The 25,699-nt window shown below is 71.8% G+C and carries 21 protein-coding genes; 9 read left to right on the forward strand and 12 right to left on the reverse strand.

Annotated elements, in window-relative coordinates:
• Positions 1-34 precede the first annotated feature (34 nt).
• From ACZ37P_RS35060 to ACZ37P_RS35080, 5 genes are all read right to left on the reverse strand, one after another.
• Positions 35-1,390 carry a spherulation-specific family 4 protein gene (locus ACZ37P_RS35060; RefSeq protein WP_391162870.1) on the reverse strand — a complete coding sequence of 452 codons (1,356 nt, stop codon included), beginning with the start codon at positions 1,388-1,390 and terminating at the stop codon, positions 35-37.
• Positions 1,391-1,467: 77 nt separating this feature from the next.
• Positions 1,468-2,334: a carbohydrate ABC transporter permease gene (locus ACZ37P_RS35065; protein ID WP_355335489.1), complete on the reverse strand. Its 867-nt coding sequence runs from the start codon at positions 2,332-2,334 to the stop codon at positions 1,468-1,470.
• A complete protein-coding gene (locus ACZ37P_RS35070) occupies positions 2,327-3,334 on the reverse strand; it encodes a carbohydrate ABC transporter permease (RefSeq protein WP_401307944.1) in 1,008 nt (335 codons plus the stop codon). The genes ACZ37P_RS35065 and ACZ37P_RS35070 overlap by 8 nt, the downstream gene beginning before the upstream one ends.
• Position 3,335: 1 nt before the next feature.
• Positions 3,336-4,619, reverse strand: coding sequence for an ABC transporter substrate-binding protein (locus tag ACZ37P_RS35075; RefSeq protein ID WP_467350477.1), 1,284 nt, complete (start codon positions 4,617-4,619; stop codon positions 3,336-3,338).
• 139 nt (positions 4,620-4,758) lie between these two features.
• Positions 4,759-6,009: an ROK family transcriptional regulator gene (locus ACZ37P_RS35080; protein WP_467350479.1), complete on the reverse strand. Its 1,251-nt coding sequence runs from the start codon at positions 6,007-6,009 to the stop codon at positions 4,759-4,761.
• A gap of 70 nt (positions 6,010-6,079) precedes the next feature.
• On the opposite strand from ACZ37P_RS35080, the gene ACZ37P_RS35085 reads away from it, so the two are divergent.
• Positions 6,080-7,339: a Gfo/Idh/MocA family protein gene (locus ACZ37P_RS35085; protein ID WP_355335498.1), complete on the forward strand. Its 1,260-nt coding sequence runs from the start codon at positions 6,080-6,082 to the stop codon at positions 7,337-7,339.
• A gap of 132 nt (positions 7,340-7,471) precedes the next feature.
• Here the strand turns inward: ACZ37P_RS35085 and ACZ37P_RS35090 are convergent, their stop codons facing one another.
• A complete protein-coding gene (locus ACZ37P_RS35090; protein WP_355335501.1) occupies positions 7,472-8,515 on the reverse strand; it encodes a LacI family DNA-binding transcriptional regulator in 1,044 nt (347 codons plus the stop codon).
• 300 nt (positions 8,516-8,815) lie between these two features.
• Here ACZ37P_RS35090 and ACZ37P_RS35095 point away from each other — a divergent pair, with 300 nt between their 5' ends.
• The 8 genes from ACZ37P_RS35095 to ACZ37P_RS35130 all read left to right on the forward strand — a co-directional run bounded on the left by ACZ37P_RS35095 (position 8,816) and on the right by ACZ37P_RS35130 (position 17,375).
• Complete coding sequence (locus ACZ37P_RS35095) at positions 8,816-9,964, forward strand: Gfo/Idh/MocA family protein (protein ID WP_467350481.1); 1,149 nt, start codon at positions 8,816-8,818, stop codon at positions 9,962-9,964.
• Positions 9,961-10,881, forward strand: a complete 921-nt coding sequence (locus tag ACZ37P_RS35100) for a DUF6807 domain-containing protein (protein ID WP_402713301.1) — start codon at positions 9,961-9,963, stop codon at positions 10,879-10,881. Before ACZ37P_RS35095 ends, ACZ37P_RS35100 begins: the two co-directional genes overlap by 4 nt.
• Entirely contained in the window at positions 10,875-11,603 is a 729-nt protein-coding gene (locus ACZ37P_RS35105; RefSeq protein WP_467350484.1) for a cupin domain-containing protein, read from the forward strand. Before ACZ37P_RS35100 ends, ACZ37P_RS35105 begins: the two co-directional genes overlap by 7 nt.
• Positions 11,604-11,750: 147 nt before the next feature.
• Positions 11,751-13,085: an ABC transporter substrate-binding protein gene (locus ACZ37P_RS35110; protein WP_467350486.1), complete on the forward strand. Its 1,335-nt coding sequence runs from the start codon at positions 11,751-11,753 to the stop codon at positions 13,083-13,085.
• Positions 13,082-14,053 (forward strand): carbohydrate ABC transporter permease, encoded by a 972-nt coding sequence (locus ACZ37P_RS35115; protein ID WP_467350487.1) that lies wholly within the window; start codon positions 13,082-13,084, stop codon positions 14,051-14,053. The genes ACZ37P_RS35110 and ACZ37P_RS35115 overlap by 4 nt, the downstream gene beginning before the upstream one ends.
• A complete protein-coding gene (locus ACZ37P_RS35120; RefSeq protein WP_401719931.1) occupies positions 14,050-14,886 on the forward strand; it encodes a carbohydrate ABC transporter permease in 837 nt (278 codons plus the stop codon). The genes ACZ37P_RS35115 and ACZ37P_RS35120 overlap by 4 nt, the downstream gene beginning before the upstream one ends.
• Positions 14,887-14,895: 9 nt before the next feature.
• The gene (locus ACZ37P_RS35125; RefSeq protein ID WP_467350490.1) at positions 14,896-15,510 is read left to right on the forward strand and encodes a hypothetical protein; all 615 of its coding nucleotides are present in this window, start codon (positions 14,896-14,898) and stop codon (positions 15,508-15,510) included.
• Between the two features lie 65 nt (positions 15,511-15,575).
• Complete coding sequence (locus ACZ37P_RS35130; RefSeq protein WP_467350491.1) at positions 15,576-17,375, forward strand: glycoside hydrolase family 2 protein; 1,800 nt, start codon at positions 15,576-15,578, stop codon at positions 17,373-17,375.
• Between the two features lie 99 nt (positions 17,376-17,474).
• Here ACZ37P_RS35130 and ACZ37P_RS35135 read toward each other — a convergent pair whose 3' ends face one another.
• The 6 genes from ACZ37P_RS35135 to ACZ37P_RS35160 all read right to left on the reverse strand — a co-directional run bounded on the left by ACZ37P_RS35135 (position 17,475) and on the right by ACZ37P_RS35160 (position 25,395).
• On the reverse strand, positions 17,475-19,709 hold the full coding sequence (locus ACZ37P_RS35135) for a glycoside hydrolase family 31 protein (RefSeq protein ID WP_467350493.1): 2,235 nt from the start codon (positions 19,707-19,709) through the stop codon (positions 17,475-17,477).
• Positions 19,706-20,818: a glycoside hydrolase family 15 protein gene (locus ACZ37P_RS35140; protein ID WP_467350495.1), complete on the reverse strand. Its 1,113-nt coding sequence runs from the start codon at positions 20,816-20,818 to the stop codon at positions 19,706-19,708. The genes ACZ37P_RS35135 and ACZ37P_RS35140 overlap by 4 nt, the downstream gene beginning before the upstream one ends.
• A 116-nt stretch (positions 20,819-20,934) precedes the next feature.
• Complete coding sequence (locus tag ACZ37P_RS35145) at positions 20,935-22,203, reverse strand: ABC transporter substrate-binding protein (RefSeq protein ID WP_467350497.1); 1,269 nt, start codon at positions 22,201-22,203, stop codon at positions 20,935-20,937.
• A gap of 78 nt (positions 22,204-22,281) precedes the next feature.
• On the reverse strand, positions 22,282-23,199 hold the full coding sequence (locus ACZ37P_RS35150; RefSeq protein ID WP_355335528.1) for a carbohydrate ABC transporter permease: 918 nt from the start codon (positions 23,197-23,199) through the stop codon (positions 22,282-22,284).
• Positions 23,192-24,148, reverse strand: coding sequence for a carbohydrate ABC transporter permease (locus tag ACZ37P_RS35155; protein ID WP_355335531.1), 957 nt, complete (start codon positions 24,146-24,148; stop codon positions 23,192-23,194). The genes ACZ37P_RS35150 and ACZ37P_RS35155 overlap by 8 nt, the downstream gene beginning before the upstream one ends.
• Positions 24,145-25,395, reverse strand: a complete 1,251-nt coding sequence (locus ACZ37P_RS35160; RefSeq protein WP_467350499.1) for an ROK family protein — start codon at positions 25,393-25,395, stop codon at positions 24,145-24,147. Before ACZ37P_RS35160 ends, ACZ37P_RS35155 begins: the two co-directional genes overlap by 4 nt.
• Positions 25,396-25,699: the final 304 nt, after the last annotated feature.

Below are 25,699 nucleotides of genomic sequence, written 5' to 3' on the forward strand. Positions count from 1 at the left end.
CGCGGGCCGGGCACGGACATTGGCGCGGGCGGTTCTAGCCCGCGCTGAAGGAGACCACCGGCGTGTAGGCGGTACCGGCGTTGAACTCCACCTGCTGGGTGCCCCGGGGTGAGCCGAGGGCGGTCAGCGGCAGCGTCCAGGTGTACGTCGAGCCGCTGATCGTGGTGGTCGGGGCCGGTGTGGCCGCGGCCCACGCCCAGCCGGTCGAGGTGCTGCGGTAGAGGGAGCCGTTCTCGATCATGTAGTCCGCGCCGAGCGGTGAGGACGACGGCGCGGGCGCCTGGTAGCCGGTCGCGGTGTTGCCGTCAGTGTTGATGAAGACGTGGTGGAAGCTCTCGGAGCTGTTGAAGGTCGCCTTGAATACGGCCGTGCCCGCCGAGGCGCACGCCGAGTACGAGGTGATGGCGCCGGAGCCCGCGGTGGTGGTGCACCCGGTGCCCCCGCCGGAGCCGCCGGTGCCCCCGGACCCGCCCGATCCGGCGGCAGCGGCCTTCGCCAGTTCGTCGGACCAGTACGCGCCGGTGGGCAGGGTGTCCCACGGATTGGGCAGGTTGTCCGGGGTGACGTACAGATAACCGGCGTTGCGTTGCTTGCTCAGTGCGACCGCGTTCTCCATGTCGGCCTGCGCCGGCGTGTCGTAGACCAGGTGCCAGAACTTGTCGGGGTTGGCGTAGTGCAGCTCCCAGTCGGGCGCGGTCCAGGAGGCGTAGACGCTGTAGGTGTTCTCGAACATCACCAGGACGTCGGCCGCCGACGCGTAGCAGGACTCGGCGGGCGAACCGGGGTTGTCGACGGTGAGGGCGCCCGGGTGGGCCTGCTTGGTGGTGGAGTTGATGCCGGTGTAGAGGTTCACGTGCGCGTTGCCCGAGCCGCAGTCGCCCAGGGCGTCGTCGAAGAAGATGCCCGCGAGGCCCGAAGAGCCGTACCAGGAGTACCAGTTGGCCACGTCGGCGTTGATCTGCGCGGTCCACGCGGCGACGCTGGTCTGCCCGCCGCGGGTGGTACGCCCTGTGGTGCCGAAGTAGCCGGTGTCGACGTAGCCGAGCACATTCGCCCCGGCCCCGGCCGCCGCGCTCACGGCCGAGGCGTAGCCGCTGTCGACCGCGGTGCCGGGCCCGTTGGAGGGGTTCGCGACGGCGATGCCGACGCGGGACCCCGCCTGGTCGATCTGGGTCCAGAAGGCGCGGCCGGCGGCGTCCGAGGGGTTGAAGTACGCGGGTACGGCCAGATGCTGCGCCCCGGCTGCCGCGCTCGCCCGGCCGGACAGCGTGCCGGACATGGTCAGCGCGAGCGCGGCGGCGACCGCCGCGCTCACGGCGGCCCTGGTCCGGTGCGCGGCGGTGAGGCGATGCCGCGACCGGGTGTGTGCGAGTGATCGGATGAGGGACATGTGATCCCCTTTCGACGGTGGGGGGTTGCGTGAACAGGGGGTGGGATCAGGGGGTGGGACCAGGGGGACAGGAAGCGTCAGCCCTTGACCCCGGTGTGCGCGATTCCCTGCACGAACTGCCGTTGCAGGAGCACGAAGACGGCGATGACCGGGAGCGAGGCGAGCAGCGATCCGGCCATCAGCACGGGGTAGTCGGTCTGGAACTGCCCCTGGAGCGAGGCCAGTCCGGCGGACAGGGTCATCTTGTCCGGGTCGGTGTTGACCACCAGCGGCCAGAACAGGTCGTTCCAGGACCACAGCAGCGCGAGGACCGCCAGCGCGACGAGTCCGGGGCGGACCAGCGGCAGCATCACCGACCAGTAGATCCGCCAGGGCCCTGCGCCGTCGATGCGCGCCGCCTCCTCCAGCTCCTTCGGCAGGGCCAGGAACGACTGCCGGAGCAGGAAGACGCCGAACGCGCTGAACATGCCGGGCAGGATCAGCGCCTGGAGGCTGTTGAGCCAGCCGAGGTCGGACATGATCTGGTACTGGGGGATGATGAACAGTTGCGGCGGCACCATCAGCACCGACAGGAACAGTCCGAAGAGCATCCCGCGGCCGGGGAAGCGCAGCCGCGCGAAGGCGTAGGCGGCCATCGGGCACAGCACGACCTGGCCGAGCGTGCGCCCGAGCGACATCAGCAGCGTGTTGAGGAACTGCCGGCCGAACGGCAGCAGGTCGAAGACCTTGCCGTAGTTGTCCCAGTGGCCGCCGGGCAGCGGCGACGGCGGCACATGGGTCGCGTCGCTCAGCGACTTCAGGGAGGTGACGATCTGCCAGAGGAACGGCGCGACCATCGCCAGCGACGCCGCGATCAGCACGGTGTGCACCAGCGGATGACGTCCGCGCCGGGAGCGGCGGGCGGGCCGGTCCGCGGCCCGGCCGGCCGTGTGGACCTCAGCCATAGTGCACCCACCTCTTCTGCATGCGGAACTGAAGGGCCGTCAGCGCGACGATGATCAGCAGCAGGACCATGACGATCGCCGCCGCGTAGCCGCGGTCGTTGGTGACGAACGCGCGGTCGTAGAAGAGCTGCACGACCGTCTCCAGGCGCGGGAACGCCGGGTTGGAGCGGGCCGCGGCGCCCGATCCGGCCATGACGTAGACCAGGTCGAACAGTTGGAGCGAGCCGATGACCGAGATCACCGAGACGAAGAACGCGGTGGGCGACAGCAGCGGCAGGGTGACCGAGCGGAACTGCCGCAGCGGGCCCGCGCCGTCGATCTCCGCGGCCTCGTAGTACTCGCGCGGGATCGCCTGCATCCCGGCCAGGAAGATCACCAGGTTGTAGCCGATGCTGCTCCACACGCCCACCACGACCAGGGCGTACAGCGCCACCCGAGGGTCGGCCACCCAGTTCGGGCCGTCGATGCCGACCAGCGACAGCAGGTAGTTGATCAGGCCGTAGTCGCCGTTGTAGAGCCAGCGCCACACCATGCCGATCGCCACCGGCATGGTGACCACCGGCAGGAAGAACAAGGTGCGGTAGACGCCGACGCCGCGCAGCCCCCGGCGGTTGAGCAGCGCCGCGAAGACGATCGCCAGCGGGATCGACAGCAGTCCGAGCCCGGTGTAGGCGAGGGTGTTGACCAGCGCCCGGCCGAACTCGCCGTCGTGCAGCATCCGGTGGTAGTTGTCCAGCCCGCTCCAGGTGTGGCCGCCGAAGGCGCCCCAGCGGGTGAACGAGAAGTACGCGGTCTGCACGACCGGCCACAGGTAGAAGACCGCGAGGCCCAGTCCGGTCGGCGCGATGAAGGCGTAGCCCCACAGCGCCTCGGTGACGCGGTCGCGGCGCGGTCGCCGGAACCGGCCGGGCAGCCGTGACAGCCGCCCGGTCCGCGGCCGGGCGCCGGTGGCCGCCTGCACGTCCCCGGCGGCGGCGCCGGGGGTGGACGTGAGGGTCATGTCACTCCTTGGCGAGCAGGTCGTCCATCGCCGCGGCCAGCCCGCGCGCCGCCTGGTCCACCGGCTCCTGGCCGTTCCACGCCTTGGTGAGATACGTCAACTCGGCCTCGTTCCAGGCGGCGGTGTTCTTCGAGACCGGGTACGGGACGCCGTACGGCACCTCGTCGAGGAAGGTCTGGAGGTGGAACTGCGGGTAGGCGGCGATCCAGGCGCCCTGCGTGCCGTTGTACGCCGGCATCGCGCCGGACTTGGCCAGGATCTCGGCGGCCGGCTCGGAGCCGAGGAAGTTCACGAACTGCCATGCCTGGTCGGCGTGTTTGGTCCGCGCCGAGACCACGTTGGCGAGGCCGTGGATGATCGTGGCCCGCTTCTCGCCCGTGGGCAGCGGGGCGACGTCGACCCGGTCCTTGGTGTAGGCGTTGCCGCCGAATTCCAGGGAGTCCCAGGAGCCGCCCCAGTACATCGCGAGCTTGCCCGCCTCGAAGAGCTGGAGTGGCGCGGTGTCCGTCATGGTCTTCAGGTCGGGCGACTGCTTCTTCTGGATCAGGTCCGTCCAAAAGCGCAGGCCCTCGATCGTCTTCGGATCGGCGTAACCGGACTTCTTGCCGTCCGGTGAGATCACATAGCCGCCGGCCTGGGCGATGGTGTTGTACTGGTACTCCTGGAAGCTGGTCAGCTCCGCGCCGGTGGCGTACTGGCCCTTGCTCGCGTCCGTCAGCTCCGCGGCCGCCTTCCGGAAGTCGCCCCAGGTCCAACCGGCCTTCGGGTAGGGGACCTTGGCGGCGTCGAAGAGCGTCTTGTTGTACCAGACGCCGACCGTGTCCAGGTCCTTCGGCAGTCCGTAGTGCTTGCCCTGATACGTGTACTGGTCGACCAACTGCTTGGGGTAGGCGGACAGGTCGGTCCTGTCCTTGGCGATGCCGTCGTCCAGCGGGCGGATCACGCCGTTGGAGGCGTAGAGCTGGAAGTTGGGGCCGTTCATCCAGAAGACGTCAGGGGCGGCGCCGCCGGTGGCAGCCGCCTTGAGCTTGGTCCAGTAGTCGGCCCACGGGGTGAGCTGGACCTTGACCGTGATGCCGGGGTGGGTGCGGGTGAACTCGCGGCCGAGCTGCTCCATGGCCGTCTTCTGCGTCGCGTCCCACACCCCGTACGACAAGGTGACCTTGCCGCCCGAACCGCCCGCGCCCGAACCGCCCGCGTCCGAGCCGCTCCCGCCCGACGAACAGGCCGAGGCGGCCAGCACCACCCCGAGCGCCACCGCACACCATCGCACCGACTTCCGCATACCGGGCCCTCCCAGGATCCACACGCCCCGGCGGTGGACCGTCAGCCGGAGTCGTCGAGTGGCATTAATCATGGAGTCCATGGAAATTAAGTCAAGACCCGTGAGATGAAGAATTCCTCTCAGCGGTCTCCGCGCCCGGTCAGACGCGGCGGGAGAAGTGCTCCACGCCGCCCAGTTCGTGCCGTTCGCGCAGTTGCCGGTCCACGTGGTCGAGGGCCAGCCGCAGCGCGCCCAGCGCCACCCCCTCGTCGCCGAACTCGGAGATGCGCACCTCGGGCGTGCGGATGCACCAGCGGTCCAGCTCGCGCCGCAGCGGCTCCGCGATCAGGTCGGCCGACCGGGAGAAACCGCCGCCGATCACGACCAGTTCGGGGTCCAGGGTCAGCACCAGCGCCGCCGTCCCGACGGCCACGTCCCGCACATAGCGCCGCACCACCGCCGCCGCCTTGCGGTCGCCCGCCCGCGCCGCCTCGAACACCGCCTCGGCCGCGGCCTCCTGGTCAACCGCTGTGTCCGCGTGCGCTCCCGCGCCCCGCCCCTGTCCCTGCCCCTGCCCCTGCCCCGACGACCCGGTCCGCTCCGGCGCGGGACCGGCCTGCGGCGGCCACGCGCGCAGGTGCTCCTGCGCCCTGATCCAGCCCGCGGCGGGCAGTGCTCCGATCTCTCCGGCCGCGTTGCCGAAGCCGCGGTGCAGCTTGCCGTCGATGATCAGCCCGGCGCCGGTCCGCAGACCGGCGAGGATCACCACCACGTCCTTGGCGTAACGCGCCGCCCCGCACCACGACTCGGCCAGCGCGGCCAGCTTGCTGTCGTTCTCGACCAGCGCCGGGCCGCCGACCAGGCGGCGCAGATGCGCTCCGACGTCCACGCCGGTCCACTCCGGCAGCGCCTCGGAGAGCATCACCCTGCCCGCGCCGTCCACCAGTCCGGTGGTGGCCACGCCCGTCGCCCACAGGTCGCCGGTGGTCAGGCCGCCGCCCGCGAGCGCTCCTGCCACCGCGCCGTCCAGCGCGGCCAGGCGCTCCTTGCGGCCCATGGCCGGCGCCACCGCGACCCGGGCGCTGTGCAGCACCGTTCCGTCCAGGTCCGCCACCAGCGCCAGGATCTTGTGGCCGCCGATGTCCACCCCGAGCACACGGCCCGCGTCGGCGCGGAACCGGAACCGCCGGGCGGGCCTGCCCACCATCCCGGCCGCTGCGGGCACCTCGGCCAGCCAGCCGTTGTCCAGCAACTCGCGCACGACGTCCTCCGTGGAGGCGCGCGACAGCCCGGTCCGCCGGGACAGCTCGGTCAGGGTCATCGCCGGTGCGGACCTCAGCTCCCCCAGCACGGCGAGGGAGTTGAGCTGCCGGAGCCGGGAGAGGTCGCCGCCGCTCGGAGTCTCGGTCACGACGTCCCCTTGAGTTTGGTTGCTGCGCGCTTAATAATGAGAGAGTCCATGATAAATAGGAAAGGATCCTATGTCTCGGGTGACTCTAGCTCTCGTCGGCGCCGGGCTGCGCGGACAGACCTACGCACGCCACGCGCAGGTCACCGGCACAGGGCGGGTGGTGGCACTGGCCGAACCCGATCCGGTGCGGCGCGCCGCCGCGGCCGAGGAGTTCGCCGTCCCGCAGGACCGGGTGTACGCCGACTGGTCGGAACTGGCGGCGGCGGGACGGCTCGCCGACGCCGCGATCGTGGCCACCCAGGACAGACAGCACACCGAACCGGCCGTCGCGCTGGCGGACCTCGGCTATCACGTGCTCCTGGAGAAGCCGATGGCCACCACCGAGGCCGAGTCCGCGGAGATCGCCGAGGCGGCCGAGCGGAACAAGATCATGCTCGCCGTCTGCCATGTCCTGCGGTACACCCCGTACACGCAGACGCTCAAGCGGATGCTGGACGAGGGCGCGATCGGCCGACTGGTCAGCGTCCAGCACCTGGAGCCGGTCGGCTGGTGGCACCAGGCGCACTCGTTCGTCCGGGGCAACTGGCGGCGCTCGGACACCTCGGCGCCGATGCTGCTCACCAAGTCGTGCCACGACATCGACTGGCTGGTCTACCTTTTCGGCCGCTCGCCGCGCCGGGTCAGCTCTTTCGGCAGTCTCACCCACTTCCGGGCCGAGGCCGCCCCCGCGGGCGCCGCCGCGCGCTGCACCGACTGCCCGATCGAGAGCACCTGCCCGTACTCGGCCAAGCGCCTGTACCTGGACTGTCTGGAGGACCCCGAGCGGCGCTACTGGCCGCTGTCCGCGGTCACCGAGGACCACACCGAGGCCGGTGTCCTTCAGGCGCTGCGCACCGGTCCCTACGGGCGCTGCGTCTACGCGTGCGACAACGACGTCGTCGACCACCAGGTGGTCTCGATGGAGTTCGACGACGGCGCCACCTGCTCGTTCACGATGAGCGCCTTCACCCCGCAGGAGCACCGCAGGACCCGGCTGCTGGGCACCCACGGCTATCTCGACGGCGACGGCGTCACCATCAGGACGGTCGACTTCCGTACCGGCGAGGAGGGCGTCGTGGACACCAGCACCACCGCGGGCGCCTCGGCCGCGGACGGTCACGGCGGGGGTGACGAGGCGCTGATGGACGCCTTCCTGGAGGCGGTCGCCACCGGAGACGGCGGCGTCCTGAAGTCCGACGCGGCGGCGAGTCTGGCCAGCCACCGCGTGGTGTGGGCCGCGGAGGAGGCCAGGACGACCGGCACCGTCGTCGCGCTCGCGTCCGCGGTCTGAGGAGCCGCGCCCCGGAGAAAACCGGCCCGTGCCCCGGAGCAGACCGGCCCGCGCCCCGGAGCACGCCGACCCGCGCCCCGTAGAAAACCGCACGGCGCCCCCGGACACGACCGGCCCGCGCGCCACCGCCGGTCAGTCGGCCACCGGACGCCGCACCCCCGTCGTGGACTCCCCCACCTCCAGCCGGTACGGGGCCACGTGCACCGCGTGCCCCGGCGGGGTCGCCGCGCCGATCCGGCCGGCCAATGACGTGACGGCCAGCGAGGCGATGGCCGCTTTGTCGGGCACCACCGTCGTCAGCGAGGGAGTGGCGTAACGGCCCTCCTCGCTGCCGTCGACGCCGGCGACGGCGATGTCCCCGGGCACGGCGAGACCGGCCTCGTGGAAGGCGCGGATCGCGCCGACGGCCAGCATGTCGTTGAAGCAGAACACCGCGTCCGGGCGGCTTCCGGCGGGCAGGGCGGCCAGCGCGCGGCCCGCCCGCAGCCCGCTGCGCCGGTCGAACTCCTCGACCTGCGGCGCGAGTCGGGGGTCGAAGGACAGACCCGCCGCGTGCAGGGCGAGTTGGAAGCCCTCCAGTCGCTGCCTGCTGGTCGCCGAGCCCTGCCGGTCCACGCCGACGACGGCGAGCCGGGTCCGGCCGAGCGAGACCAGGTGGGCGGCGGCCTCACGGGCGGCGGCCACATTGTCGATCAGGACGTGGTCGGCGTGGAGTTGCTCCCGGCCGTCCTCGCGCTCGCCCAGCAGCACCAGCGGGAAACCGGCGGTGGTGGCGGCGAGTTGGTCGAAGGGCACCCGGAGCGGGGAGAGGATCACGCCGTCGAGCAGGGCCGCGCCGAGCCCGGTGGCCAGCCGCAGCTCCTCGCGGGGGTCGCCCAGCGTCTCCTCGATCAGGACGGTGAGTCCGATCCGGGACGCCTCGGTCCTGACGTGGTGGGCGAGTTCGGCGAAGTAGGGCGTGGCCAGGAACGGCACCGCCAGGGCGATCAGCCCGCTGCGGCCGGTGCGCAGCCGTACCGCCGACGGGTTCGGACGGTACCCCAGTTCGCTCACCGCGACCATGACGCGCTCTCGGGTGGCGGGGGCCACTCTCGACATTCCGCGTACAACGTTGGAAACAGTCTTGACTGAGACGCCCGCACGATCGGCGACGTCCTTGAGCCGCACTGCTGTCACGTACCCGCCCTTCTCGGAGACGCCTCATTGTAGGGCAGTTCAACGCAGAGCGTCCCGCAGACGCGTGCAGGCGGCAGTCGTCCGCGCCCAAAGGGTTGACCGCCAGGACACACACTGGTTACAACGTTGGAACAGCCGGGCGAAGGAACCACTGGCCGACCCTGCCGGGGTCTCCGTGCGCCCGGACGCCGTGGGCGCGTGGCGGACCGCCGTCGCGCCCCCGGCGGTCGAGCGGCGGCCGGACAGCCCGTTCCCGCGCCACCGCCCGTGACGTACCGCCAGCCTCACGAGAGGGCCCGCATGTCCCCGCACCGCCCGAATCTCCCGCTGCGCACCGCCGTGGTGGGCACCGGATCCATCGCCCGAGGAAGTCACCTGCCCGCGCTCGCCGCTGTGGCGGCGGAGGGCTCGGTGGAGATCGTCGCCGTGGTCGACGTCGCCGAGGAGGCGGCCCGCGCCGCCGCCGAGGAGTTCTCCGTGCCGGGCGCCTTCACCGACCTCGACACCATGCTCGGCGAGGTGCGCCCCGACCTGGTCGTCCTCTGCACACCGCCCTCGCTCCACCGGGAGCAGGCCGTCGCCGCGCTGCGGACCGGCGCCCATGTGTGGTGCGAGAAGCCGCCGTGCCCCTCGCTCGCCGACTACGACGCGGTGACGGCCGCCGCCGAACGGGGCCCCGGCGCCCCGACCGCGGCCTTCGTCTTCCAGCACCGGTTCGGCTCCGGCGCCCGCCACGTCCGCGAACTGCTGCGCGAGGGGGCCTTCGGACGGCCGCTGGTCGCGCACTGCCAGACCACCTGGTACCGGGGCGCGGACTACTACGCCGTGCCGTGGCGCGGCCGTTGGGACACCGAGGGCGGCGGTCCCGCCATGGGGCACGGCATCCACCAGAACGACCTGCTGCTCGACCTGCTGGGCCCGTGGCGGGAGATCCGCGCGATGGCCGCCCGGCTGGTGCACGACGTGCAGACCGAGGACGTCTCCACCGCCCAGGTCCGGTTCGCGAGCGGCGCGGTCGCCACCGTCGTCAACAGCGTGCTCAGCCCCGACGAGGTCAGCCGGATACGGATCGACTGCGAGCTGGCGACCGTCGAGCTCACCCATCTCTACGGCTACCGCAACGCCGACTGGCGGATCACCCCGGCCCTCGGCGTCCCGGCGCGGACGGCACGGGCCTGGAACGACTTCGGCCCCGACGAACCCAGCTCCCACCTGGCCCAACTACGCGCCCTCGTCGCCGACATCCGGGCCGGAACCCCGCACCCGACCGGCGGCGAAGGCGGCCGCGGGATCGTGGAGTTCACCGCCGCGCTCTACAAGTCCGCCTTCACCGACGCCACCGTCCGGGCGGGCGAGATCGGCCCCGACGACCCGTTCTACACCGCCATGCACGGCGGTGAACCCGACCGGCTGCCGGTCGGCGCCCGCGAGGAGGAGCAGGCCGCATGACGCTGTCGCTGACCCACGTCCACGACGACCGGATCACCGTGACCCACCGGGCCACCGGTACCGAGCTGTTCGCCTACGTGTACCGCCCGGAGGCCGCCTGGGAGGCGCCGAAGCCGTACCTCCACCCGATCCGCACCCTCGGCGGTGGTCTGGTCACCGACTACCGCCCGAACGACCACCGTTGGCACAAGGGCCTCCAGCTCACCGCCTCGCACCTGTCGGGTCAGAATCTGTGGGGCGGCAACACGTATGTGCACGGCGAGGGGTACGTGGCGCTGCCCGAGCGGATCGGCTCGATGGCGCACGTCGGCTTCGACGAGGTGTCGGCGGGTCCCGACGGCGTGGTGATCGCCGAGCGCCTGACCTGGCACCCGTACGACGGCTCGCTCTGGGCCGAGGAGGACCGCAGGATCGAGGTCACCGCCGAGGAGGGCAGTTGGACCCTGACCTGGTCCTCGGCCGTCACCAACCGGCGCGCCGAGCCGTTGCGGTTCGGCAGCCCCACCACCGCCGGGCGGCCCGACGCCGGTTACACCGGGCTGTTCTGGCGCGGGCCGCGCGCCTTCCGCGACGGGCACGCCTTCACCGCGGACGGCGACAGCGCCGAGCGCGACCTCATGGGTGAGCAGGCGCCCTGGCTCGCCTACAGCGGCGAGCACGACGGACGCGACGGACACGCCACCGTCGTCTTCGAGCACGCGCCGGGCAACGACCACGCGGGCGAGAAGGGCACCCACCCCGCGCACTGGTTCGTGCGCACCGACCCGTTCGCCGCGGTCGCCCCGTCCTTCGCCTTCCACGAGGAGCTGGTCCTGGCGCCCGGCGAGGTCCTGGACCGTACGTACCGCGTCCATGTCGCCGACGGCGCCTGGGACCGTGCGGCGGTCACCGCCCATCTGGAGCGGCACCCGTGGTGACGGCGGGCTACGACGGGTTCCCCGGGGCGGTCGCGGTCTCCCGGCTGAGCGTCTACGACTGGCCGACCGTGGACGGCAGGCCGGGCGGCGGCACCCCGCACCTCCATCTGACGTGCAGCGAGGGGTACGTGGTGACCGACGGCGAGGGCGCCGTGCAGACCCTGACCGCCTCCGGTTTCGAGGAGACCCCGCTGCGCGCGGGCACCGTGGCCTGGTTCACCCCCGGCACCATCCACCGGCTGGTCAACGGCGGCGGGCTGCGGATCACCGTCGTGATGCAGAACGGCGGACTCCCCGAGGCGGGCGACGCCGTCCTCACCCTGCCCCCCGACCGGCTGACCGACCCCGAGGTGTACGCGGCGGCGGTCCGGCTGCCGACGAGCGGGAGCGAGCGGGAGCTGGTCGGCGCGGCGCGGGCCCGCCGTGACCTCGCCACCCGCCGGTTCCTCGAGCTGCGCGACGCGGTCGCCGCGGGTGATCCGGAGCCGCTGGCCGCCTTCCACCGCGCGGCGGCCGAGCTGGTGCGGCCACGCCTGGCCGACTGGGAGCGGCGCTGGCGCGAGGGCGCCCACGCGGCGGTGACCGCCACGCACGACCAGTTGGCCGCTCTCGGTGACGGCGACGCGCGCCATCTGGCCGACGCCCGTACCCACGCGAGCGGACCCGCCGCGACCGGACGGTTCGGGATGTGCGGCCGTCTCGACGTCTACCACGACGGGTGAGCCGACCGGCCCGTCCCCGCCCCTCGACGTCCGCCCACGACGGGTGAGCCGTACGGCCCGTCGCCGTTCCCAGCCCCCGTGCGGCGGCGGGCGCCTCGTGCCACCGCTCCACCCACCCACCCGCCCACCCACCCCGGAAAGGCCACCATGCCCGAGCCCCGAAGCGGCCGGCGTCGGTTCCTCCGCCGCCGAGCGGTCGCCACGGCGGTCGCCGCCGGTTGCAGCACCGTTCTGCTGGCCGCGCTCACCTCCTGCGGCGCCTCCGGCGCCTCGGGCGGTCACCTCACCCTCACCTTCTCCTGGTGGGGCAACGACGAACGCCAGGCCCGTACCGAGAAGGCGGTGCGCCTGTTCGAGAAGGCGCACCCGGACATCAGCGTCCAGATGTCCAACGCCGACTTCGGCTCCTACAAGCAGCGGCTGTCCACCCAGGCCGCGGGCGGCGGGATACCGGACCTGGCGCAGCTCGACTACCGCCAGATCTCCCAGTTCTCCACCGGCGGCGCGCTGCTCCCCCTGGACCGGTACGTCAAGGACGGCACCCTCGACACCGCCGAGATGGACACGTCCTTGGTGCGCACCGGCTACCTGGCGGGAAAGCAGTACGCGCTGCCGATGGGCCGCGGAATCACCGGTTACGTCTACGACGCCGACGTCTTCGACACCGCCGGTGTCCCGGCGCCGCAGCCCTCGTGGACCTGGCAGGACTGGGCCGACGCCAGTGCGAGGATCGCCGGGCTGAAGCTGAAGTCCCCCGACGGGCGGACCGTGGCGGGCGGCAACGACGGCGGGAGCAACGAGGACGTCTTCGAGGACTGGTTGCGCAGCCACGGCAAGCAGCTCTACGCGAGCCCCACCGAGCTCGGCTACACCGAGAAGGACCTCGCCGACTTCTGGACCTTCTTCCACGAACTCCAGAAGGCGGGGGCGGTGGTCTCGGCCAAGGACAGCGCGCAGGCCGACGCGACGGGCATCAGCGCCTTCAGCCGCGGTCTGGACGCCATGGACTACTCCTGGGACGCGACCTTCACCGGCTTCACCAGCCCGACCGGGCACGCGATGCGCTTCGCGCCGGTGCCCACCATCGACGGCAAGGCGGGGTCGTACTTCAAGCCGACGATGCTGATCGGCATCGGCGCCCACTCGAAACACCCGCAGGAAGCGGCCCAGTTGATGAACTTCCTCCTCAACGACCCGCAGGCGGGCGACATTCTGGGCGTCACCCGCTCCCAGCCGCCCAATCAGAAGATCGCCGCCGAGGTGAACAGCAAGCTGACAGGACCGGAGTTGAAGGTCTGGCAGTTCGACGAGGTGATGCAGAAGTACGGCGTACGGCCGCCGCCGTCCGCGCCTCCCAGAGGTGACGTCGCGATCCAGAGCGCCTTCGTCCGCGAGTACCAGCGGGTGGAGTTCAGCCTGGCGTCGCCCGCGAAGGCGGCCCATGAGCTGGTCGTCCAGGCGAAGCAGGAGCTGGAGTCATGAGCGTCGCGCGGATCGAGGCGGCCGAGGCCGCCGGGCGGGCCGAGGACACGCCGGGACCGGACCGGCGCACCCGCCGCGGCCGGGAGGCGCGCTGGCCCGCGTATGTGTTCCTCACCCCGTGGATGATCGGCGCGGTCGCGGTGACCCTGGTGCCGATGGCGGTCTCCCTCTATCTCTCCTTCACCAGTTACGACATGCTCTCCACCCCGCGCTGGGTGGGCCTGCGCAACTACTCGGAGATGCTGACCGCCGACCCGCGGTTCTGGCGGTCGGTCCTGACCACCCTGAAGTACGTGGTGATCGCCGTCCCGCTCAAGCTGGCCCTCGCGCTGGGCGCCGCGATGCTGCTCAAGCGGCTCAGCAGCCGGGGCCGGGGCTTCTACCGGTCGGCGTTCTACGCCCCGTCCCTGCTCGGCGCGAGCATGTCCATCGCGCTGGTGTTCCGGGCGCTGTTCAACGACGGCGGCACGATCGACAACGTCCTCGGCACCTTCGGCATCCACATCGGCGGCTGGGTCGGCAATCCGCATCTGGCGACCTACGTCGTGGTGCTGCTGACCGTCTGGCAGTTCGGCGCCCCCATGGTCATCTTCCTGGCCGGTCTCCAGCAGATCTCGCCGGAGCTGTACGAGGCGGCGGCGCTCGACGGGGCCGGCGCCTGGCGGCAGTTCGTGTCCGTCACGGTGCCGATGCTCTCGCCGGTGGTCTTCTTCAACCTGGTGCTCGAAGTGATCCAGTCCTTCCAGGTCTTCACGCCCGCCTTCGTCGTCAGCGGCGGCAACGGCGGACCGGCCGACTCGACGCTCTTCTACACGCTCTATCTGTACGAGCGCGGCTTCACCGCCTCGCACATGGGCTACGCCTCGGCCATGGCCTGGCTGATGCTGCTCGCCATCGCGGCCGTCACCGCGGTGCTGTTCAAGACCTCCCGGTCCTGGGTGTTCTACGCGGACGAGGCGGAACGATGAATCTGACCCTGCGCCGCCGGCTGCCCCACACGGTCGCCCTGATCGCGCTGCTCGCCCTGCTCTACCCGCTGCTCTGGCTGCTGGTGACGTCCGTCAAGCCCGCCGACGAGGTGGTGACCAGCGTCGACCTGTGGCCCCGGCACTTCGAGTGGAGCAACTACACCACCGCGCTCGACGGTGTCTCGGGCGTCTCGGTGACCCGGCTGCTCGGCAACAGCATGCTGATCGGCCTCGGTTCGGTGATCGGCACGGTGACGTCCTGCTCGCTGGCCGCGTACGCCTTCGCGCGGCTGCGGTTCCGGATGCGCGGCCCGATGTTCGCCTTCACCGTGGCCACGCTGATGCTGCCGCAGCACGTGGTGCTGATCCCGCAGTACATCATCTTCAACAAGCTCGGCATGATGAACACCTACTGGCCGCTCATCCTGCCCAAATTCCTCGCGGTGGACGCGTTCTTCGTCTTCCTCATCGTGCAGTTCATGCGCAATCTGCCCAGGGACCTGGAGGAAGCGGCCAGGATCGACGGCTGCGGCCCGTTCCGCTCGTTCTTCCACATCGTCCTGCCGCTGAGCCGGCCCGCGCTGATCACCACCGCGATCTTCTCGTTCATCTGGTCCTGGAACGACTTCTTCGCCCAGATGATCTACCTGCTCTCGCCGGAGAAGGCCACCATCACGCTGGCGCTGCGGAGCTTCGTCGACCAGTCGAGCACCTCCGCCTACGGGCCCATGTTCGCCATGTCGGTGATCTCCGTGCTGCCCATCGTGCTGTTCTTCCTCGTGTTCCAGCGCTATTTGGTGCAGGGCATGGCCACCTCGGGACTGAAGAGCTGAGGAGGACCGATGAGTCACCCACCCGTCGTTTCCCGCCGGGCCCACCGCGAGCCGGGCGAGGTGTTCGGCTCCGGCTTCACCCTCTTCGCCGACATGCTGCTGGTGGGCGTGGTCACCGCCGTGGCCTGCCTGCCGGTGGTCACCGCCCCGGCGGCACTCTCCGCCGCCTGCGCCGTACTCCGCCGGACCGCGGCGAACGGCGTGCAGGTCCGGCTCGGCGACCTGGCGGCCGAGGCACGAGCCCGGCTGACGCTGCCCGCGCTGCTCAAGGGCCTGGTGCCGCCCGCGTTCGCCGTGCTGTTCCTGCTCGACGAGGAACTGCTGCGCTCCGGGCTGCCCGGCGCGGCCCTCATGGCGCCGGTCCTGATGCTGCTCGCCCTCGGCGCGGCGGCCGTCGGCCTGCGCGCGGTCGCCCTGGACGGACCGCACCGGCTCTCGGGCCGGGAGGCCCTGGCACGTTCCCTGGCCGACCCGCGCGGCACCGCCCTGCTGGCCGGAGCCGTCGTCCTGGCGGCGCTGCTGCTGTGGGCCATGCCCGTCCTCCTGCCGCTGCTGCCCGGCCCGTTGGCGTTCGCCGCGACCGCCGTGGACGTGCGGCGCCCCGCCGACCCGTACGACCGCTGACCGGCGCACCCGCCCGCCGCCCGCGTCCCGCCATCCGTCAAGACTCACCTCCGGAGCACTCCCCCATGCCCCACACACACCTCGACGCGGCCGGTCACCCCCGGCCGCAACTGGTCCGCGACCCCGACTGGCACGACCTGTGCGGCCCCTGGCTCTTCGCCCACGACGACGCCGACACCGGGCGCGCCGAGCGCTGGATGGACCCGGCGGTCACCGAGCCCTTCACCACGACGATCACCGTCCCGTACCCGCCCGAGTCCAAGGCGTCCGGCGTCCACGACACCGGCCACCACCCGGTGGTCTGGTACCGCCGCTCCCTCGATCTGCGCCGGCCCGCCTCCGGCCGCCTGCTGCTGCACTTCGGCGCGGTGGACTACCGCGCCGAGGTGTGGCTGGACGGGCGGCCGGCAGGGCGGCACGAGGGCGGGCACACCGGGTTCACCTGCGACCTGACGGACGTTCTCGACGGCGACGGCGAGCATGTGCTCGTGGTCCGCGCGGAGGACCAGCCGCTGGACGCGGCGCAGCCACGGGGCAAGCAGGACTGGCGGCGCGACCCGCACGTCATCTGGTACGAGCGCACCACCGGGATCTGGCAGCCGGTGTGGCTCGAAGAGGTCCCCGAGGAGCACGTCACCGTCCTGCACTGGCTGCCCGACGTCGCCCACGCCCGGGTCGGCTGCCGGGTCCGCCTCAGCCGCTGGCCGCGCGGCCCGCGCGACCTCACGGTCCGCCTCACCGTCGGCGAGCGGGTGCTGGCCGAGCAGCGGATCCGTACCGAGGGCCAGGAGACCGCCTTCGACATCTCCGTCCCCGCGCTGCGGCACGGCCAGGACCTCGACGACCTGCTGTGGCGCCCGGAGAAGCCGCACCTGGTGGACGCCACCGTGACGGTCACCGACCCCGCCGACGGGGCCCGCCTCGACCAGGTCTCCTCCTACCTGGGCCTGCGCGACCTCGGCTGGGACGACGGCGTCTTTTTGCTCAACCACCGGCCGTACTTCCTGCGCATGGCGCTCCAGCAGGGCTACTGGCCCGAGTCCCACCTCGCCGCGCCCGGGGAGGCGCTGCGCCGGGACGTGGAACTCGCCAAGGAACTGGGGCTCAACGGGCTGCGGATCCACCAGAAGATCGAGGATCCGCGGTTCCTGTACTGGGCCGACCGGCTCGGCCTGCTGCTCTGGGAGGAGATGCCGTCGGCCTACGTGTTCGGCGCGCCGACCGTGGAGCGGGTGGCGCACGAGTGGACCGAGGCGATCCGCCGGGACCTCAGCCATCCCGCGATCGTCGCCTGGGTCCCGGTCAACGAATCCTGGTCGGTGCCGAATCCGGCGCTGGTGCCGGAGCAGCGGCACTTCATGGACGCGCTGTACCACCTGACCAAGGCGCTCGACCCGACCCGGCCCGCCGTCTCCAACGACGGCTGGGAGCTGTCGGCGGCCGACATCTGGGGCGTCCACGACTACACCCAGCACGCCTCGGTCCTGGCCGACCGCTACGGCCACGCGGCCCTGCGCCAGGGCGCGTTCACCGAGCGGTGGCCCGCGGGCAAGCGGCTCACCCTGGAGGGCGTACGCCACCAGGGCCAGCCGGTGGTGCTGAGCGAATTCGGCGGCGCCACCTTCGAACCGGCCGACGGCGAGAACTGGTTCGGGTACGACACGGTGGCCACCGAGGAGGACTTCACCGCGCGCCTCGACGCCCTGGTGACCGCCGCCGTCGACTCCGGCCTGGCCGGCTTCTGCTACACCCAGTTGACCGACACCCTCCAGGAGACCAACGGCCTGCTCACGGCGGACCGCGAGCCGAAGGTGCCGACGGAGACGGTGCGCGCGATCGTGGGACGGCCGCGGACGCTCGGATGAGACGGAGGGCGCCGCCCTGACGCCGCCCCGACGCCGCTCAACCGGAGCCGGGGCGGCGTCGGGGCAGGCGTCGGGTGCGCCACCGTTCTGCGGCGTCGGTCAGCCGCCGGTCGTGAAGACCGGTTCCAGATCGGCCCATCGGTCGGCGGTCGCGTACACGGGGATGAGGTCCAGCGGCGCGGCCCGTTCGACGACCCGGCCGCCGGTGTGGGTCCGCCCGGTCCAGACGTCGACCCAGTCGCCGTGCGGCAGATAGACCTCACGGCCGGTGGCGCCCGGCTCGGTGACCGGGGCGACCAGGAGCGCGGAGCCGAGCCGGAACTGGTCGGGGAAGTCCCAGATGCGCCGGTCCCGGAAATCGTCGAAGAACAGCCCGCGCATCAGCGGCTTCCCCTGTGCGAGGCCGGTGCGGGTCTCCTGCGCCAGGTACGGCACCAGCCGCTCGCGCAGGTGCGTGTACGTCCGGGAGATCTCCAGCACGCGCGGGTCGCCGGAGCGGTCCGCGATGTTCCACGGCGTACGGTCGCGCAGCGGCAGCCGGTGGTGGTTGTACTCCGAGTGGTACTGCATGATCGGCATGAAGCAGGACGCCGCGAGGGCCCTGACGTACAGCTCGGCGTCCGGGACGTCCCCGGAGAACCCGGCGATGTCCCAGCCCCAGTAGACGATGCCGCAGGCCGAGGCGGTGATGCCGGCGGTGAGGGAGTGCCGGTAGGCGTCCCAGGTGGAGTCCTCGTCGCCCGCCCAGAAGACGCCCGCGTTCTGCGAGCCGGTGAACCCGGCACGGCTGAAGGTGACCGGCGCCTTGCCGCACTCCCGCAGCAACTCGCCGTACGCGCGCGGGTATTCGACGGTGAACAGATTGTTGGTCAGCGCGCCTGTCGTGCCGTCGTCGTACCGCAGGTCGTCGCCCCAGGCGTGTTCGCCGCCGTCCGTCTTGAAGCCGTCGACGCCGACCTCCTCCACCAGATAGCGGCGCTTGGCGAGCCACCACTGGCGTGCCTTGGGGTGGGTCAGGTCCGGCATCAGCGCCTGGGGGAACCACCAGCCCCTGTTGCGGTAGGGCCGCGTGCCGCCCTCCTCCATGACGGTGTACCCGTGCTCGATCATCGCGCGGGCGTCGGCGGCGGCCTGGCCGCGCGGCGCCGGGCGCGTCTTCATCAGCGGGATCTGCCAGAGCAGCACCTTGATGTCGCGGCTGTGCAGCTCGTCGACCATGCCCTTGGGGTCGGGCCAGGCGCCGTCCGGCGGGAAGGTGAAGTCGGCCAGGCGGTGCGGGGCGCCGTCCTCCGTGACCGGGTACCGCGCGTCCCGGAAGGCGGTGAAGGTCGCCTCGTCGCTCCACGCCTCGATGACCAGCGCTCCGACCGGGATGTCCTCGTCGCGGTGGCGGTCCATCTCGGCCATCACCCTTTGCTGGGTGTTCCATTCGTTGCCGCTGGCCCACAGGCGGAAGACCCAGTCGGGCAGTTCCTCGGGGCGTCCGGCCTCGTCGAGGAAGGCGGACAGCAACTCGTGGGGCGCGCCGCCGAAGCAGACCGTCTCGACCGCGCCGTCCGGCGGGGTCTGCGCCTCGATCCACAGCAGGTCCGGGTCGCTCGCCGCGATGTCGTACCAGGTGCGCCGCGAAGTGCGGACGTGGAAGGCCCAGTTGTCCGCGCCGTCCCCGCCGAGCACCATCGCGAACGGCATGGGCAGGTACGTACGGGTGGTGAAGCCCTGCCCCTTGTACTGCTCGAAGACCTGGGCGTCCAGGGTGTGTCCGCGTTGGTCGACGGCGTTGTAGCGCTCGCCGAAGCCGACCACATGCGCGTCGGGCGCCAGCCGCAGCGCGAAGCGGACCCGCAGCACCGTGCCGTCGGCGGCCACCAGGCGGGAGGCGGACCCCTCGACCAGTCGGCCGGTGTCCGCGGTGACCCGCAGCAGCGCGGCCCCCTCGCGCCACACCGCGGGGGCGACGGTGTGCCAGGACGTGGCACGGGTGCGGCCGTCGCGGTGCGTGGCCACGAAGCGGTAGCGGGCGGCCGTGCCCTCGGCGAGCGGGGCGGGGCGGACGACCCAGCGGGTACGTTCGCCGCGCCCGCTCGCGGCCGCCGCGAGGTGACTGTCCGAGTCTCCGCCGTTGTCACCGGCCGGGTCGGTCCGGCCTTCGACGGCGGCGGTCAGCGCGGTGACGCCGTCACCGGCGTCCCACTCGCACACCACGGCCTCGACATCGGCTCCGGTGGAGGCGCGTACCTCGAACGGCTCACCCGCCGACGGGATCACGGGCACGCGCTGGTCGTCGGTCGGCTCGTAGGGGTGGCCCGAGCCGTGCGGACGGTGGCGGATCATACGGAGACTCCGAGTTCATGGGCGAGGATGAGGTACATGGCGTGGGACCAGAGCAGCGGGGTGGCGTTCGGCCCCCACCGCTCCTCCCACTCCGCGAGGTGTTCCGGCGCCAGCAGGCGTACGCCCGGGGCCTGTTCCGGCAGCAGTCCGTCGGCGGTGGACCGCGAGGCGATCCACTCCAGCTCGCGCAGGGCGTCGCCGGTACGGCCGACGCGTGCGTAGTGCCACCCGAGCAGCCCGGCGAGCACGGGCCACTGGCCGCCGCCGTAGAAGACGTCCTGGAGGTAGCGGTGCACGCCGCCTTCGGGCTCCACCAGGTCGCGCTCGATCGCGGCGAGCGTCGCGCGCGCGACCGGTCCCGCCGGGTCCACAGAGCCGAACGGGGTCAGGCAGGCCAGCAGGCTCGCGTCCACCGCCGCGCCGCCCAGCCACTTCGCCAGGCCGCCGCCGTACAGGCCCTGTTCGCGGACGAGGGTGTCGATCCGGGTGACCGTGGGTCCGCAGCGCCCCGCCGTGTCGAGTCCTGCCGCGCCGACTGCCGCGAGGCCGCCGCGGATGGCGCCGAGCGTGGCCCCGTGCCGGTGCTCCTTGGACTCCTCCCACCAGTCGTAGCAGGGCAGGTCCCAGGTCGCGGCGAGGTAGCCGACGGTGAGGCGGATCGCCTCGCGGTAGGGGGCGGGGTCGCCGCCGTGCCGGCGCAGGTGCTCGGTGAGCGCCCACAGCCAGGTGCCGTAGCCGTCGGTCTGGAAGTCCCACCAGCCGACGTCCCCGGTGTCCGCGCCGTCCAGGGTGTACCGGGTGGGCAGCAGATCGGCCTCGGCGGGCTGTCCTCCCGCGGCCCGTACGGTGATGATCCGCTCGATACGGGAGGCGCGGTCCGTGATCACCTTGGCGCACCACCGGTGGAAGGCGTCGGCGGAACCGGTCGCGCCGTACCGCGAGGCGGCCTCCGCGACGAACGAGCCGTCGCGGAACCACGAGTAGCGGTAGACCTCGTAGCCGGGACAGGCCGGGTACGCCCCGGAGGCGGCCTGGTGGGCGGTGATCACCTCCAGGCTGCGGCGGGCGAGGCGCGCGTGGCCGGGTGACTGCGTCGTGGAGGTGGACAAGGCTGGTGTCTCCTAAGCGGGCGATACGGGTGTCGCCGGGTGTGGCGGAGGGGTGCGGGGAGCGGGGGGTTCGGGCGCCCGCGTGAGTGTCAGGTCTCCCGCGGGCGCCCGAAGTCTCACTTCAGCAGGGCGGTGACCTGCGTGGCCGCCTGCGACAGCGCCTTGGCGACGTCGGTCCGGCCGGCGGCGGCGTTGGTGAGGGCGTTGTTGATGATGTCCTGCATCTGCTGCTGCTTGGCGATGACGGGCGAGGCGGCCTGGTTCTTCAGGGAGTCGAAGACGGCCTGGCGGTTGGCCGGCTTGCCCGCGGTGAGGTATCCGGCGACCTTGCCGGTGTCGGACAGCGGCGGGAGCTCCCAGGAGGAGTCGACGCGGGTCTTCGCGGTGATGTCGGACGTGGTCAGGTAGTTCAGCCACTTGAAGGCCGCGCCGGAGTGCGCGGTGGCCTTGGAGACGGCGACGGAGTTCTGGAAGACCGCGCTGGCCTTGTGGGTGTCACCGGGTTCGACGGCCACGTCCCAGCCGAAGGGGACGTCCTTCAGGGCGCTGAACTGCCAGTTGCCGTTGTGCCACATGGCGAGCTTGCCGGCCTTGAAGAGGTTGGTGTCGAAGTCGGGGGTGCTCGCGCTCTTCGCGGCGTCGGGCATCGTCCGGTTGTTCTTGCCGATCAGCCATCTCGCGGCGGTGACGCCCTGTGGGCTCTCGAAGGTCGCTCTCGCGCCGTCGGCGGAGAAGAAGGAGCCGCCCGCCTGGTCGAGGGCCTTGGTGAACTCGTTGAAGCTGATGGGCTGGTAGTCGCCCCATACGCCCTTGGCGCGGTCGGTGAGCTTGAGCGCGGCAGCCTGCTCGTCCTTCCAGGTCCAGTCCGCGGTGGGGACGGGGACGCCGGCCTTGGCGAAGAGGTCCTTGTTGTAGATGAGGACCACGGTGGAGAAGGACTCCGGCAGCGCGTACTGCTTGCCCTTGTACTGTGCCGCTTCGAGGTTGGCCGGGGCGTACGCCGACGCCTTGTAGGCCGGTTCCTCGGCGGCGGGGTCCGTCAGGTCGAGCAGGGCGCCGGAGGAGGCGTAGGTGACCAGGCTCTGCTGGTCGAGTTCGAAGGTGTCGGGCGCGGTGCCGCCGGCGATCGAGGTCTGGAGCGTCGTGGCGTAGTTGGCGTAGGGGACGGCCTGGACCTGGATCTTGATGGTGGGGTTCTGCTTCTCGAACGCGGCGACGATCGTGTCGAGGTCCTTGGTGTGGTCGGGGGCGGAGGAGAACGTCATGTAGCGGACGGTGGTCACACCGTTGTCCGAGGTCGTTCTGGTGGCGGAGCCCTGGGAGCAGGCGCTGGTCAGGGCCAGTGCCGCGAGACCGGTGGCGAGGGTGATGTGGCGGGTGCGCATGGCGGATTCCTCGGGGTGGTGGCGAGTGGGAGGGTGTTCGGGAGGTGTGCCGGGGGGCGGGGCCGCTCGGGCGGCCGGCTACTTCAGGCCCGACTGGGCGACGCTCTGGACCACGTGCTTCTGGGCGAAGAGGTAGATGGCCATGATCGGGAGGGTGCTGAGGACCGATCCGGCCATCACCACGTTCCACTGGGTGCCGAACTGGCCCTGGAGGTCGGCCAGTGCCAGCGGGAGGGTCTTGAACTCCGGCGAGCGGATGATGACCAGCGGCCACAGGAGGCTGTTCCAGCTGGCCATGAAGGCGAAGACGGAGAAGGTCGCGAGCGACGGGCGTACCAGCGGCAGCACCACAGAGCCGAAGATCCGCAGGTGTCCCGCGCCGTCCAGCCGGGCCGCCTCGTCCAGTTCGCGGGGTACGGCGTCCATGGCCTGGCGCAGCAGGAAGACTCCGAAGCCCGAGGCGAGGGTCGGGGCGAGCAGGGCGAAGTAGGTGTCGACCAGATTCAGGGCCTTCATCTCCGCGAAGAGCGGGACGATCAGGACCTGGAGCGGGATCATCATGGTGGCGAGGTAGAGGGCGAAGACCAGGCCCCTGCCGCGGAAGCGCAGCCGGGAGAAGGCGTACGCGGCCATGGAGCTGGTGATCAGCTGCACGACCGTCGAGACCAGGGCCAGGCAGAGGCTGTTGACGGCGACCCGGGTGAAGGGCATCGCGCGGAAGAGGCTGCGGTAGCCGTCCGCGCTGACGGTGTCGGGTATCAGGGAAGGGGCGGAGATCCCGCTGCCGTGCGGTTGCAGCGAGGTGATCAGCACCCACAGGAACGGGAAGAGCATTCCGGCCGCCCCGAGGACGACCAGGGCGGTGACGCCGGCGGCCCGCAGCCGTCGGCGGGTGCTCGTGCGCGGGCCCCGGTCCGCGGTACGGGACGGCGGGACGCGAGGGAGGTCCGCTGCGGGCACGGGCTGTCGGGCGGGGGTCGTGGTCAGTTCAGGCATGGGTCACCCACCGCCGCTGGACTCGGGTCATGACCGCGGTGACCGCCATCATCACGGCGAAGAGCAGCCAGGACAGGGCCGAGCCGCCGCCGACCTGCCCGTACCGGAAGGACAGGTCGTAGACCTCCTCGACGACGGTGCGCGAGGACCCGGCGGGGCCGCCGCCGGTCATCACGAAGACCTGGTCGAACACCTGGAAGCCGTTGATCAGGGAGATGAGGACGACGAAGTAGGTGGAGGGCGAGAGCAGCGGAAGCGTGATGCGCCGGAACCGCTGCCAGGCGTTCGCTCCGTCGATGGTGGCCGCTTCGTACAGCTCCCGCGGGATCGCCTGGAGCCCTGCCAGCAGGATGACCATGACGAAGCCGAGGTCCTTCCACGCCGAGGCGAGGATCACCGAAGGCAGCGCCCAGGTCGGTGAGGCCCACCAGTCGGGGGTGGGCAGGCCCACGCCGCCCAGGACCCGGTTGAGCAGTCCCCCGTCGGGGCTGAGGATCCACTTCCAGGTCAGCGAGACCATCACCCAACTGGTGATGACCGGCAGGAAGTAGACCGACCGCAGGACGCCGCGGCCCCGCATGCGGCGGTTGAGGGCGAGCGCCAGGACCAGGCCGCCCACGTACACCAGCGGGAGGTAGCCGGCGATGAAGTACACGGTGTGCAGGAACGCGACCCGGGTGTCGCCGTCGCCCAGCAGGTGGCGGTAGTTGGCGAATCCGACCCAGCGCATCGGGGAGATCAGGTCCCAGGAGTGGAGGCTGATCCACAGCGAGGAGACCATCGGCGCGAAGGTGAACAGCAGCAGCGGGACGGCGCTCGGTGCCAGGAAGAACAGCACCGCGCCGCGGTTGCGCCACTTCCGCCGTCGGGCGGCGGCGGCTGCCGGGACGGACGCCGGGGCGGACACCGGTCCCCGGCCAGGGCGTACGGAAAGGGGGCCGATGGTCATCTGGCGCTCCGTTCGACCGCCGCGCCGCCGAGCCCGTGGATCCGTCGGCGCGGATCGACGCTGCCGACGCCGCCGTCCAGGGACGCGGCGAGCACCAGGGCGGCGGCGCCCTGCGCCCAGATGGTGTCCGTGTACGGCTCGACGGTGATCGCCAGTTCCCGGGCGCGGCGGGGGGCGTGGCGTTCGAACGCCTCCCGGACACCCGGTTCCCACCAGGGCCAAGAGCGGGTCCCCTCCCCCATGACCACGATCTCCTGCGGGTCCAGGAGCGTGGCGAGTCCCGCCAGTTGGCGGCCCAGGAGCTGTCCGGCCTCGCGCAGGATGCGACGTGCCGTCGCCGTACGGTCATCGGCGCCGCCCGAGCCGTTGGCGCCGCCCGAGCCGTTCGCGAGGTCCGCGAGGTCGGCGGGCGTGGCGCCCTCGCCGAGGATGCCGGCCGAGCGCGCCGTACGGAGCAGGACGTCATCGCTGATCAGGGCTTCCAGGCAGCCGCGATTCCCGCAGGTGCACGGCGGCCCGTCCGGATCGACCGGGACGTGGCCGAAGTCTCCGGCGCCCCCGTGGGCGCCCCGGTAGACATGGCCGCCCGCGACGACGGCCAGGCCGATGCCGCGGCCGATGGTGACCACCAGGAAGTCGTTGAGACTGCGTCCCCGCCCGTACAGGCGCTCACCGCTGCCCAGGGCGTTGACGTCGTTCTCCACCAGGACGGCGAGCCCCAAGGAGGCGCCGAGCATGGTGCCGAGCGGCACGTTCTCCCAGTTCAGCATCGCCGCGTCCACGACCCCGCTGTCCGGGCGGTCGACGGTGCCGGGCACGCCCACTCCTATCCCCAGCAGCGGGGGCACCCCCTGCGCGGACTCGGTGAACGGACGCAGGAGTTCGGCGATCGCGGGCACCGCCTCCAGCGCCGTGGCGTCGAAGGGGACCGTCATGGTCTCCGTGACCCGTCCGTCCAGCCGCATGTCGACCAGCGCGACGTGGTCGACGGCCACCTTGACGCCCAGCGCCCGGCCGGCGCTGCCGACCAGACCGATCAGCCGACCGCGACGGCCGCCCCGGGAGGGCTCCTGCCGGTCGAGCTCTTCGATCACTCCTTGCGTCAGCAGCCGCCGCGTCACCTGGGTCAGCGTCGCCGGACTCATCCCGAGGTCCCGCGCGAGCGCGGCCCGCGACATCGGCCCTGCCCTGCCCAGCAGTGCCAGCACGGCGGTGCTGGTGAGATCCTCGCCCGACGACCCGTTCATTCGCACTCTTTCTTTACTGGATAAATAAACTGCCTGAACGTTAGAGCGGGCTCACGACCACGTCAACCCCCGGTTTCCATGGCGTTTCGGCCACCGCCGGGCGCGCGTCCGCCGCGGCCCGCGCACCGGCGCGCCCGGTGGGACGCCTGGGGCGTCAGTGCTGCCGGAGTGCGGGCTGTCGGACGGTGTTGGCGCGGCCTATAGTGCGGTTGCGACGATGCGACGCGGAGGAAACCACGACGTGAATCGCAGTCGTGGAACCGCGCGCGTGCCGTGCGGGGCCGGGGCACCGCCTCCTGGGAGT

This window comes from Streptomyces sp. NPDC024632, from assembly GCF_055559175.1.

Bases quoted from the DNA above. Each gene is read 5' to 3' on its own strand.
- ACZ37P_RS35060 (WP_391162870.1), bottom strand. From the start codon at position 1,390: ATGTCCCTCATCCGATCACTCGCACACACCCGGTCGCGGCATCGCCTC.
- ACZ37P_RS35065 (WP_355335489.1), bottom strand. From the start codon at position 2,334: ATGGCTGAGGTCCACACGGCCGGCCGGGCCGCGGACCGGCCCGCCCGC.
- ACZ37P_RS35070 (WP_401307944.1), bottom strand. From the start codon at position 3,334: ATGACCCTCACGTCCACCCCCGGCGCCGCCGCCGGGGACGTGCAGGCG.
- ACZ37P_RS35075 (WP_467350477.1), bottom strand. From the start codon at position 4,619: ATGCGGAAGTCGGTGCGATGGTGTGCGGTGGCGCTCGGGGTGGTGCTG.
- ACZ37P_RS35085 (WP_355335498.1), top strand. From the start codon at position 6,080: ATGTCTCGGGTGACTCTAGCTCTCGTCGGCGCCGGGCTGCGCGGACAG.
- ACZ37P_RS35095 (WP_467350481.1), top strand. From the start codon at position 8,816: ATGTCCCCGCACCGCCCGAATCTCCCGCTGCGCACCGCCGTGGTGGGC.
- ACZ37P_RS35100 (WP_402713301.1), top strand. From the start codon at position 9,961: ATGACGCTGTCGCTGACCCACGTCCACGACGACCGGATCACCGTGACC.
- ACZ37P_RS35110 (WP_467350486.1), top strand. From the start codon at position 11,751: ATGCCCGAGCCCCGAAGCGGCCGGCGTCGGTTCCTCCGCCGCCGAGCG.
- ACZ37P_RS35115 (WP_467350487.1), top strand. From the start codon at position 13,082: ATGAGCGTCGCGCGGATCGAGGCGGCCGAGGCCGCCGGGCGGGCCGAG.
- ACZ37P_RS35120 (WP_401719931.1), top strand. From the start codon at position 14,050: ATGAATCTGACCCTGCGCCGCCGGCTGCCCCACACGGTCGCCCTGATC.
- ACZ37P_RS35125 (WP_467350490.1), top strand. From the start codon at position 14,896: ATGAGTCACCCACCCGTCGTTTCCCGCCGGGCCCACCGCGAGCCGGGC.
- ACZ37P_RS35130 (WP_467350491.1), top strand. From the start codon at position 15,576: ATGCCCCACACACACCTCGACGCGGCCGGTCACCCCCGGCCGCAACTG.
- ACZ37P_RS35135 (WP_467350493.1), bottom strand. From the start codon at position 19,709: ATGATCCGCCACCGTCCGCACGGCTCGGGCCACCCCTACGAGCCGACC.
- ACZ37P_RS35145 (WP_467350497.1), bottom strand. From the start codon at position 22,203: ATGCGCACCCGCCACATCACCCTCGCCACCGGTCTCGCGGCACTGGCC.
- ACZ37P_RS35150 (WP_355335528.1), bottom strand. From the start codon at position 23,199: ATGCCTGAACTGACCACGACCCCCGCCCGACAGCCCGTGCCCGCAGCG.
- ACZ37P_RS35155 (WP_355335531.1), bottom strand. From the start codon at position 24,148: ATGACCATCGGCCCCCTTTCCGTACGCCCTGGCCGGGGACCGGTGTCC.
- ACZ37P_RS35160 (WP_467350499.1), bottom strand. From the start codon at position 25,395: ATGAACGGGTCGTCGGGCGAGGATCTCACCAGCACCGCCGTGCTGGCA.